7 protein-coding genes and 1 rRNA gene are annotated in these 11,276 nt (G+C 66.6%); 4 read left to right on the plus strand and 4 right to left on the minus strand.

Annotated features, from left to right (window positions below):
* The first annotated feature begins 108 nt into the window (after positions 1-108).
* A complete protein-coding gene (recQ, locus tag AC1DJH_RS22630) occupies positions 109-2,001 on the plus strand; it encodes a DNA helicase RecQ (RefSeq protein WP_478187247.1) in 1,893 nt (630 codons plus the stop codon).
* Here recQ and AC1DJH_RS22635 read toward each other — a convergent pair.
* The 3 genes from AC1DJH_RS22635 to AC1DJH_RS22645 form a co-directional block, all read right to left on the minus strand.
* Positions 1,998-3,167 (minus strand): nucleoside hydrolase, encoded by a 1,170-nt coding sequence (locus tag AC1DJH_RS22635; protein WP_478187240.1) that lies wholly within the window; start codon positions 3,165-3,167, stop codon positions 1,998-2,000. The genes recQ and AC1DJH_RS22635 overlap by 4 nt on opposite strands.
* A 171-nt stretch (positions 3,168-3,338) precedes the next feature.
* Positions 3,339-4,961 carry a S41 family peptidase gene (locus AC1DJH_RS22640; RefSeq protein WP_478187241.1) on the minus strand — a complete coding sequence of 541 codons (1,623 nt, stop codon included), beginning with the start codon at positions 4,959-4,961 and terminating at the stop codon, positions 3,339-3,341.
* 113 nt (positions 4,962-5,074) lie between these two features.
* Positions 5,075-7,399, minus strand: a complete 2,325-nt coding sequence (locus tag AC1DJH_RS22645; RefSeq protein ID WP_478187242.1) for an ATP-binding protein — start codon at positions 7,397-7,399, stop codon at positions 5,075-5,077.
* 115 nt (positions 7,400-7,514) lie between these two features.
* On the opposite strand from AC1DJH_RS22645, the gene AC1DJH_RS22650 reads away from it, so the two are divergent.
* From AC1DJH_RS22650 to AC1DJH_RS22660, 3 genes are all read left to right on the plus strand, one after another.
* Entirely contained in the window at positions 7,515-8,714 is a 1,200-nt protein-coding gene (locus tag AC1DJH_RS22650) for a threonine ammonia-lyase (RefSeq protein ID WP_478187243.1), read from the plus strand.
* A gap of 120 nt (positions 8,715-8,834) precedes the next feature.
* Positions 8,835-8,987 (plus strand): hypothetical protein, encoded by a 153-nt coding sequence (locus tag AC1DJH_RS22655; protein WP_435441433.1) that lies wholly within the window; start codon positions 8,835-8,837, stop codon positions 8,985-8,987.
* A gap of 154 nt (positions 8,988-9,141) precedes the next feature.
* Complete coding sequence (locus AC1DJH_RS22660; protein ID WP_478187244.1) at positions 9,142-11,013, plus strand: phosphoenolpyruvate carboxykinase (GTP); 1,872 nt, start codon at positions 9,142-9,144, stop codon at positions 11,011-11,013.
* 170 nt (positions 11,014-11,183) lie between these two features.
* Here AC1DJH_RS22660 and rrf read toward each other — a convergent pair.
* A 5S ribosomal RNA gene (gene rrf / locus AC1DJH_RS22665) occupies positions 11,184-11,276 on the minus strand; the annotation flags it as partial.

The following is an 11,276-nucleotide window of genomic DNA, read 5'->3' on the forward strand; positions in this document are numbered from 1 at the left end:
GGACGGGGGTGACCATTGCAAACCTCGTGCCACAGTCATAACTGTGCTGCTGGGGGACAATCGGCGGCCCCTCCTTCTTCACTGCTTTTCGCCCTGCCCACGTTGCCTGTGTCCTCTCTCGCTCCCCGCCCCATCGACGCCTCCGGCAGCAGCGCACCCGCCGACATCCTCCACGAGGTCTTCGGCTATGCGCAGTTCCGCGGGGCCCAGCAGGAGATCGTCGATCACGTGGTGGGCGGCGGCGACGCGCTGGTGCTGATGCCCACGGGCGGCGGCAAGTCGCTGTGCTACCAGATCCCGGCCATCGCGCGCCAGCGCGCGGGGCACGGCGTGTCGATCGTGGTGTCGCCGCTCATCGCGCTGATGCACGACCAGGTGGGCGCGCTGCACGAGGCCGGGGTGAACGCGGCGTTTCTGAATTCCACGCTCGACTGGGAGCAGACGCAGGACGTGGAGCGCCGCATGCTGCGCGGCGAGATCACGCTGCTGTACGCGGCGCCCGAGCGGGTGAACACGCCGCGCTTCCTGTCGCAGCTCGACTCGCTGAAGGAGCGCGGCAAGCTGTCGCTGTTCGCCATCGACGAGGCGCATTGCGTGAGCCAGTGGGGCCACGACTTTCGCCCCGAGTACCGCGCGCTCACCGTGCTGCACGAGCGCTATGCCGGCGTGCCGCGCATCGCGCTCACGGCCACGGCCGACGACCTGACGCGCGCCGACATCGTCGAGCGGCTGCAGCTGGAAGAAGCACGCCAGTTCGTCTCCAGCTTCGACCGGCCGAACATCCGCTACACCATCGTCGAGAAGAAGGACGCCACGACGCAGCTGCTGCGCTTCATCGAGCGCGAGCACGAAGGCGATGCGGGCGTGGTCTATTGCCAGTCGCGCAAGCGGGTGGAAGACCTCGCGACGACGCTGCGCGACGCCGGCATCAACGCCCTGCCGTACCACGCGGGGCTCGACGCGGCGGTGCGCCAGAAGCACCAAGACCGCTTCCTGCGCGAGGAAGGCGTGGTCATGGTCGCGACCATTGCCTTCGGCATGGGGATCGACAAGCCCGACGTGCGCTTTGTCGGCCACCTCGACATGCCCAAGAACATCGAGGGCTACTACCAGGAAACCGGCCGCGCGGGCCGCGACGGCGCGCCTGCCGACGCCTGGATGACCTACGGCCTGAACGACGTGGTGAACCAGCGCCGCATGATCGACGAGAGCCCGGCCGGCGAAGAGTTCAAGCAGGTGATGCGCGGCAAGCTCGACGCCCTGCTGTCCCTGGCCGAAGCCAGCGACTGCCGCCGCGTGCGCCTCTTGGGCTACTTCGGCGAGAATAGCACGCCCTGCGGCAACTGCGACAACTGCCTGAACCCGCCGCAGGTGTGGGACGGCACCGATGCCGCGCGCAAGCTGCTCAGCACCATCTACCGCGTGCAGCAGCTGAGCGGCATCAGCTTCGGCGCGGGGCACATCATGGACATCCTGCGCGGCAAGTCGACCGAGAAGGTCAAGCAGTTCGGGCACGAGCGCGTCAGCACCTTCGGCATCGGCGCGGAGTTCAGCGAGGTGGCGCTTCGCGGCGTGCTGCGCCAGCTGATCGCCACCGGCGCGCTGGCGGTGGACGCGGAGGCATTCAACACGCTGAAGCTCACCGAAGGCTCGCGCGCGGTGCTCAAGGGCGAGGCGACGGTGTCGCTGCGCGAGTCGGTGTCGTCGCCGGCGGAGCGCAAGCCCCGGCGCGAGAAGGTGGCCAAGGGCGCGCCTTCGCCGGCCGTGGCCTCGCTGGACGACACCGGCAAGAAGCGCTTCGAGGCGCTCAAGGCTTGGCGCGCCGAGGTCGCCAAGGAACACAACCTGCCGGCCTACGTGATCTTTCACGACGCCACGCTGGCCGCCATTGCCGAGCGCGCGCCCGCGACGCTCGAGGACCTGCAGGGCATCAGCGGCATCGGCACCAAGAAGCTCGAGGCCTACGGCACCGAGGTGCTGAGGGTCTGCGAGGCGTTCTAGCGCGGCAGCACCACCGGCACCGGCCGCGTGAGCAGGTCGACGTACAGCTCGAAGAAGCGCGCGTTGTCGAACTTCTGCACCACCGTCATCTTCTGCAACGTGGGCCCGGCCGGCTGCGCGGTGTAGCCGATGGAGCGGCCGTTGTCGGGCGCGCCGGGCTTGGCGATCACGTCGACGTAGCGCTGTGCGGTCTGCGTGGCGTAGCCCGGGTCGAGCAGGTAGGCGAGCGTCAGCGTGTCCCAGATGTTCTGCGTGTAGCTGGCGTTGGTCTCGAAGCCGTTCTTGCCGTCGAAGCCGTAGCCGTTGAGCTTCTGGAACACGTCGGTCACGGCCGTGGGCTTGGCCGGGTGCGCGATGCGGTCGTAGATGGGCTTGGTGAGGAACACGGTGTCGGTCACGTCCAGCGGCACCACCACCTGCGGGATGGGCAGTCGCACCACGAACTGGGCGGCGTCGGGGTCGAACCACCAGTTGAACTCCGCGGCCTTGGTGGTGTTGCCCGGCACGTCGATGGCGCCGCCCATGTAGATGATCTGCTTGACGAGCGGGACGATCTCGGGGTTCTGTTTCACCGCCAGCGCGATGTTGGTGAGCGGGCCGATGGCCAGGATGGTGATTTCGCCGGGGTTGGCCTTCACGGTGTCGACGATGAAATCGACCGCGCTCTTGCGCTGCACCACGGTGTGTTTCGCGAAGCCGTCGGGCGAGGGCTTCAGGTCGGCATCGGTCTTGGGTTCCGGGCCGCTCCAGGCGCCCAGGTAGCCGTCGCCGCCCGCGCCGGCGGCCATTTCGGCCTCGACGTCGGCCAGCGTGTGGTTGAGCGCGTAGTTCGCTCCCACGTACACGCCGATGCGCTCGCCCACGCCCAGCCGCTCCACCGACATGAGCGCGTCGGCCACGCCCTGCCTGAGCCACTGGTTGCCCGACACCACGCTGATGCCCATGACCTGCACCTTGCCCTGCGCCTGCAACTGCGTGGCCATGACGCCGAGCTGGCCGTCGTCGCTCATGGTGTTGTAGTCGCTGTCGATGATGATCTTCTGCGCCGTGGTTCCCGAAGCGCCGAACGACCCGAGGCCGACGCCGGGCCCTCCGCTCCCGCCACCGCCACATCCCGCCAGCACCGTGATGACGACGATGAACATCGTCCCGAGCCATTTGCGCATCTGCTTCTCCTCGAGCTAAGTGTTTGGTTTTCAGTTGTCCCACGCTTGGGAAAACCAAAATACAAACGTTTGCGCAAAGCATTGCGCAAACGTTTGCCAAACTCTACGGCGCTTGCCACGCGCGTGGCAAGCGCTGTTGCCTAGGGGTTTTCCGCGGGAAAGAAGAGCGGCTCAGCCCGGGTCGGGCGCAGGCTCGACCAGGCGGTTCTCGCGCAGCGGCGACCGGTCGCGCAGGTAGGGCTGCTCCGGCGCCGGCGCGGCCTGCAGCTTGTCGAGGCCTGCGCTGGCTGCGGCCTTGGCCGAACCGGCGGCCGGGCATGCGCCGCTGCTGCGCAGGGCCAGCGCCGCGGCCAGGCGCGCTTCGGCGCTGTCGCCGAGCGGATGAGTGAAGTCGTCGGCCACGGTGCAGTCGGGTGCGAAGCCGTCGCTGTAGTCGCCCTCGCCCTTCTGGTTCGCGCCCTTGAACTGGATGGCGAAGTAGCTGGTGCCGCAGTTGTCCTGGGGAATGAAGCCGTAGGGCTTGCCGCAGGTGGTGCCGCCCACCAGCTTGACCGTGACGCCCACGCCGCGCAGGCTGTTGATGACCGACTCGCTGGCCGAGCAGGTGTCGGGACCGGTGAGCACCGTGACGCGCGACAGGCCGAGCGTGGGCAGCGTCTGGCCGCTGCGGCTGGTGCCCACGAAAGGCGTCAGGGTCTGCGCGAGGGTCTGTCGGAACGGATTCTTGTCGTTGTAGACCAGCTGTTCGAAGGTCTTGCCCGCAGTCACCGCCGGCGAAGAGATCATGTAAGCCAGCCGGCTGGCAATGAGGAGCTGCCCGCCACCGTTGTAGCGCATGTCGAGCACCAGGTCGCTGATGCCGGCGCCCTGCTTGAAGGTGTTCACCGCATCGATGAGCTGCGCCTCCGAGGTGGTGATGTGGTCGTTGAACAGCAGGTAGCCCACGCGGCCGCTGCCGGTGTCGATGACCTGCACGTTCTGCACCGGCGTGCGGGTGACGCTCTGCGCCGTGAGCGTCACCGCGGCCTGCGGTGTGCCGCCCACCTCGAAGGTGAAGCTGTGCGATTCGCCCACGGCCTGCGGCGCAAGGGCGCGGTTGATCGCGTTGACGTTGGCGGTGCCGGTGCCGCTGACGACGTTGACGCCGTCGATCTCCAGGATCTTCGCGCCGCGCCGCAAGCCCAGCCGGTCGGCCGGCGAGCTCGGCTCGACGAAGGCAATGCGGATGTCGCGCGGCGGAGAGCTGCGCACCGACGCGGTCTCCATGCCGTAGCCGGCCGACACGCCGCCTTGCGAGAGCTGGCGGTACACCTCGGTGTCGTAGGTGAAGTGGAAGCGGTCCTTGGCGCGGCCGGAGGCCGTGGTGGCCGGCGTCTTGAGCACGTTGAACCAGGCGACCGGCGTGGCGTAGTCGCTGGCCTTGAGGGTAGTGGGCACTTCGGCATACCAGAGGTAGGTTTCGTCGATCCAGCCGCGAACCCAGCTCTTTTCGGTGTCGAGCGAGCCGGCGCGGTCGGGGTAGGCCGAACCCGTGGCGGGGTTGGTGCCGCTGCGCGGCACGGCGCATTGGCCGGCAACCGTGGCCGAGGCCACGATGCCGCCGTCGCCGTCGCCGCCACTGGCGGGCGGCGTCGTGGCGCCGGGCAGCAGGCCGATCGGCAAGCCCGCGCCGCCGCCCCCTCCGCCACCACCGCCCCCACACCCCGCCAGCAGGCAGCCCGCAACAAGCGCCGCACGTGCAGCCCAGGCGCCAGGACGCGGCAGCCGCCGCAGGTCGATCGCTCGAAAGCCCATGTGCTCCTCCTCGTGCCCGCGGTGGCGGACGGATGTTTCGCAGCCGGCGACCGCTTCGGCCGTGCTGCGCTTGCCGGGCACCCCACCCGGTTCTGTTCTTCGCTGTTTCTTCTTTACTGCACGAAGCCCATGCCGCGCGACTCACGCACTTCGGGCTTGATGCGGTGCTCGGCCTCGAGCTGGTCGAGAAACTCGTCGGCCGAAAACTCGGTGGCCAGGATATCGGTCTGCCGTTTCACGGCGGCGAAATCGCCCGGGCACAGCTGGGTCAGTCGCGCGAGCCGGGCGCCCAGCGCGCCAGTCAGGCGGCCGGCGTCGCCCGCGAGCGCCTCGGTGACGAACATGCGCTCGCGCTGGACCGCGGTGAGCGGCATGAACTTGATCTTGAAGGTGAAGCGGCGCAGCGCCGCCTGGTCGAGCCGGTCGAGCAGGTTGGTGGTGCACACGAAGATGCCGTTGAAGCGCTCCATGCCCTGCAGCATCTCGTTGACCTCGGTGACCTCGTAGGTGCGCTGCGCGCTGCGGCGGTCCTGCAGGAAGCTGTCGGCCTCGTCGAGCAGCAGCACGGCCTTCTCGTTCTCGGCCTCGCGGAACATGGCGGCCATGTTCTGCTCGGTCTCGCCGACGTACTTGCTCATGAGGTCGCTGGCCTGCTTGATGATGAGCGGGCGGCCGATGGCCTTGGCGATGTGCTCGGCCAGCGCGGTCTTGCCGGTGCCGGGCGCGCCGTAGAAGCACAGCGTGCCGTGGCCGCGCGCCTTCAGCGCCTCGACGACGCGCGGGATCTCGAAGCGGGTCTCGACATTGAGCATGTCGAGGTCGTAGGTGGTGACGCTGCGGCGTTCGCCGCGCCCCGCATCGAGCGTGCCCAGCGCCAGGTCGGCGTTGCGCAGCTGGCGCTCGATGAGCGACTCCACCGAGGCATCGTCGGTTCGCGCAAGTCCGGCGAAGCGCACCGCCGTGCGGATCTGCGCCGGCGTGAGGCCCTTGCGCTCGGCCAGCTTGGCGGTGAAGGCTTCGGACACCACCACCCCTTCGAGCGTCTTCTTCACGAGTTGCTCGCGCGCGCCGGGCGGCGGCGACTTCAGCTCGAGGTGGTACGCAAAGCGGCGGCGGAAGGCCGGGTCGATCTGCTCGATGCGGTTGGTGACCCACAGCGTGGGCACGGGGTTGGCTTCGAGGATCTGATTAACCCAGGCCTTGCCGCTGACGCTGCCGCTGGTGGGCGCGGGAACCTGCTCGGCGCGCGCCATGAACTGCGCGGCCTCGGTGCTGATGGGCGGGAAGACGTCCTCGACCTCGTCGAACAGCAGTGCGGCGTGCGCGCTGCCCTTGAGAAACACCTGTGCGATCTGCAGCGAGCGGTACCGGTCGCGCCCGCTCAGCGAGTTGCCGTCGCGGTCGGCGTACTCGACCTCGAAAAGCTCGAGGCCGGCTGCCTGTGCCACGACCTTCGCAAGCTCTGTCTTGCCAGTGCCGGGCGGCCCGTAGAGCAGCACGTTGACGCCGGGCTCCTTGCGCGCGACTGCTGCTTGCAGCAGCGTGACGAGCATCTGCGCGTCTTCCTGCACGAAGGAGAAGTCGTGTGGGGTGAGCGTGCTCTTGGCCGAGGGCCGCGTGAACACGGCCATCAGTTCGTTCTGGTCACGGTACTCGCGCATGAGCACCGGCGGCAGCTTCTCGCTGACCTTCATGAGGTCGGCCAGGTCGGTGATGTTGTGCTCGGAAATCAGGTTCTCGACGAGCCCGATGCGCTCCAGCCGAGAGCCCGCGCGCAAGGCCTCGCCCACTTCGCTGGCGTTCACGCCCGCAATGTCCGCGATGGCCGCGTAGGCCTCGGGCGCGTTGTTGACCTTGAACTCGACCAGGAGCGAACGCAGGTCGCGTTGGTAGCGCGCGAGCGTGCCGTACAGCAGCAGCGCGCGCTCGGCCTTGTTGAGTTGCAACAGGCCCGCGAGCGCGTCGATGTTCTTCTCGACCAGTGTCGACTGCTTGCGCAGTGCGTGCGTGAGCCAGTCGCGCGTGGCGGTGAGCACGGAGAGCAGGTCTTTCGGCTGGTCCTTCGCGTATTCGTCGAGGTAGAAGAACAGCGTGCCTTCTTCGTACGGGCCGCGCCACACGCCGTGGCGCTCCAGCAGCGTGCGGCCGTCGAGGTTCTCGACGTCCTTCCACGCCTCGTTGCCCGCGCAGCGCCGCCCGAGGAATTCGCGCAACCGCTGCAGCACCGGCGCGGGCCATACGAGGTGGCGGCCCGTGAGCGACAACAGGCCGTTGATGTCGCGCCGCACATTGAAGCGCGGCCCCTGCTTGGCCGCGAGCGTGAGCACGAAGTGCGAGCACATGAGCTCCAGCACCGGTGCTTCCTTGAGGCCGGGCGACGGCAATGCCTGCCCGCGTACCGCAGCAGCCACCACATCGACACCCGCACGCTTGGCCATCAGGCAACCTCCAACGAGGAAAATCTCGGAGAGACCATAACGCAGACTTTTGGCTTCGGGAAGACTCGCAAACGGTAAAAACCCTGATGGTGCGATTCCAGCCACAATGCGCGCCATGGTCGGAATCGAAGAAATACAGCGCGCCGCGGCGCGCCTGCAAGGTCAGGTGCTCAACACGCCCTGTGTGGAATCTCGCACGCTGTCGGAGATCGTCGGCGCCCAGGTGTTCCTGAAATTCGAGAACCTGCAGTTCACATCCTCGTTCAAGGAACGGGGTGCATGCAACAAGCTGGTCGATCTTGCGCAGAACGGTACACGCGGAGTGATCGCCATGTCTGCCGGCAACCATGCGCAGGGTGTGGCTTATCACGCGCAGCGGCTCGGATTGCGCGCGCTGATCGTGATGCCGCGCTTCACGCCCGGCGTGAAGATCGAACGCACGCGGGGCTTCGGCGCCGAGGTGGTGCTGCATGGCGACTCGCTCGACGCGGCACGTGCCCATGCACTGGAGCTTGCGCAGCGCGAGGGGCTGACCTTCGTGCATCCTTACGACGACGAGGCCATCATCGCGGGCCAGGGCACGGTGGCGCTCGAGATGCTCGACGCTGTGCCCGACCTCGACACGCTGGTGGTCGCTGTCGGCGGCGGGGGGCTCATCGCGGGCATGGCGGTGGCGGCACGGGCGCGCCGGCCGGACATCGAGATCGTCGGCGTGCAGACCACGCGCTTTCCGGCGATGGTCAATGCCGTCAAGGGCACGCACCATGTGCAGGGCAAGAGCACGATCGCCGAAGGCATCGCGGTCGGCACGCCGGGTGTGCTCACGCACGAAATCATCGCTCGCATGGTCGACGACCTGCTGCTGGTGGACGAGGGCGACATCGAGCAGGGCGTGCTGATGCTGCTCGAAATCGAGAAGACCCTGGTCGAGGGCGCCGGCGCCGCCGGCCTGGCGGCATTGATTCGGCACCCGGAGCGCTTCAAGGGCAAGCGCGTGGGATTGGTGCTTTCCGGGGGCAACATCGATCCGCTGCTGCTTGCGGCCATCATCGAACGCGGCATGGTGCGGGCCGGGCGGCTCGCCCGCGTGCGCGTCAGCGCGCGCGATGTGCCTGGCTCGTTGGCCGAGATCACGGCCACCGTGGCCGAAGCGGGCGCTAACGTCGACGAGGTTCACCACCAGCGGGCCTTCACCATGCTGGCGGCCCAGAACGTCGACATCGAGCTGGTGCTGCAGACCCGCGGGCGGGCGCATCTGGCCAGCGTGCTGGTTGCGCTCAAGGACGCGGGCTTCGAGGCCGAAGAGCAGCATTGAGCCGCGAGATCACCACCGGTTACCCTGATCGAGGGGCTCGCAACCCCCTAGACCTGGGGAAGGCTACCCGCCGGTAAAATGACCGGAGTCTGTCACTTTGTGTATTCGAGGTACTTCCCGATGTCCAACCCCACTCCCATCGAGCCGAGCCACGGCGCTGCCGTCGAAAAAGACGCCGTCGAATCGGTCGTTCACCTGATGCCGTTGGTGCTGCCGCTGGCGGGCGGCGTGCTGATGCTGCTGCTGGCATCGATCGCCGTCTTTCTGGCCTGACGCTGACAGGCAGTCGCGCTTTCGTCCGCGGGCCGTGCGGCCCGCGTTGACGCAGTCTCCCGAAGCGAAACGTTTTCTCAAACGGACCTCCGTGCCTGAACAGGCTCGGCGCCCCGTTCGGAAAGACGATTTTTCAACTTAGGAGATTTTTCCGATGAACGCACCCACGATGCAGGGCCTGACCATTCAGGCGCCCTCATACGTCAAGAACGCCAAACTGATCGCCTGGGTGGCCGAGATGGCCGCGCTGTGCAAACCCGAAGCCATTCACTGGTGCGACGGCAGCAAGGAAGAATACGACCGCCTTTGCCAACAGCTGGTGGACGCGGGGACCTTCAGGAAGCTCAATCCGACCAAGCGCCCCAATTCGTTCCTCGCGGTGTCCGACCCGAGCGACGTGGCGCGCGTCGAAGACCGCACCTACATCTGCTCCGCGAAGAAGGAGAACGCCGGCCCGACGAACAACTGGATGGCGCCCGCCGAAATGCGCGCAACCTTGCAGCCGCTGTTCGATGGCTGCATGAAGGGCCGCACGATGTACGTCGTGCCGTTCAGCATGGGCCCGCTGGGTTCGCCCATTGCGCACATTGGCATCGAACTCTCGGACTCGCCCTATGTTGCCGTCAACATGCGCATCATGACCCGCATGGGCAAGGCGGTGTACGAGGTGCTGGGCGCCGACGGCGACTTCGTGCCCTGCGTGCACACCGTGGGCGCGCCGCTCGAAGTCGGTCAGAAGGATGTGTCCTGGCCCTGCAACAAGACCAAATACATCGTTCACTACCCCGAGACCCGAGAGATCTGGAGCTACGGCTCGGGTTACGGCGGCAACGCGCTGCTGGGCAAGAAGTGCTTCGCGCTGCGCATCGCATCGAACATGGGCCGCGACGAAGGCTGGCTGGCCGAGCACATGCTCATCCTGGGCGTGACGAATCCTGAAGGCAAAAAGTACCACGTGGCCGCGGCTTTCCCCAGCGCGTGCGGGAAGACGAACTTCTCGATGCTGGTGCCACCCGCCGGCTTCGAAGGCTGGAAGGTCACGACCATCGGCGACGACATCGCCTGGATCAAGCCGCAGGCCGACGGATCGCTGCGCGCCATCAACCCGGAGGCCGGCTATTTCGGCGTGGCGCCCGGCACCAACATGTTGACCAACCCGAATTGCATGCGCAGCCTGGACGACGGCGTGATCTTCACCAACGTCGCGTTGACGGACGACGGCGACGTGTGGTGGGAAGGCATGGAGCAGGATGCGCCAGGCAAGGCGCTGCCGGCTCACCTGATCGACTGGCAGGGAAAGGACTGGACGCCACAGATTGCCAAGGAAACGGGCGCCAAGGCTGCGCACCCGAACGCACGCTTTACCGTCGCCGCGACCAACAACCCGGCGCTCGATGACGCGTGGGACGATCCGAAGGGCGTGACCATCGACGCCTTCATCTTCGGTGGCCGTCGCTCGACGACCGTGCCGCTGGTAACCGAAGCCCGCAATTGGGTGGAAGGTGTTTACATGGCCGCGACCATGGGCTCGGAAACCACCGCTGCAGCGGCAGGGCAGCAAGGCATCGTTCGTCGCGATCCGTTCGCCATGCTGCCTTTCATGGGCTACAACATGAGCGACTACTTCCAGCATTGGCTCGACCTGGGCAAGAAGCTCGAGGCCTCGGGCGCCAAGCTCCCCAGGATCTACACGACCAACTGGTTCCGCAAGGGCGCCGACGGCAAGTTCGTCTGGCCTGGCTACGGCGAGAACATGCGTGTACTGAAATGGATGATCGACCGCGTCGAGGGCAACCAGACGGAAGGCATCGAGCACCTTACTGGCGTGAGCCCGCGCTATGAAGATCTGAACTGGACCGGCCTGAATTTCAGCGCCGAGCAATTTGCCACGGTGACCAGCATCGACAAAGCGGCGTGGGAGGCCGAATTGAAGCTGCATGAAGAACTGTTCAAGCAGTTGGAGCACCATCTTCCAAAAGAATTGCCGGCGACCAAGGCTGCGATTGCGCAGCGCCTGGCTGCCTGATTTTCAGCTGCTTCGGATAGCAAAAAGCCCGATGGATTCATCGGGCTTTTTTGCGTCTGCGTGTTTTACGTCTGCGGTTCTGCTCGTTCGCGTATTTGTATTGGCGACTGCTGCTGCGCAAAGCAAAAAACCCCAGTCATATTCTGACTGGGGTTTTCTGGGCTGTAAGAGCCTGACGATGACCTACTTTCACACGGGAACCCGCACTATCATCGGCGCTGAGTCGTTTCACTGTCCTGTTCGGGATGGGAAGGAGTGGTACC

The organism is Variovorax sp. 10N412 (assembly GCF_056394985.1).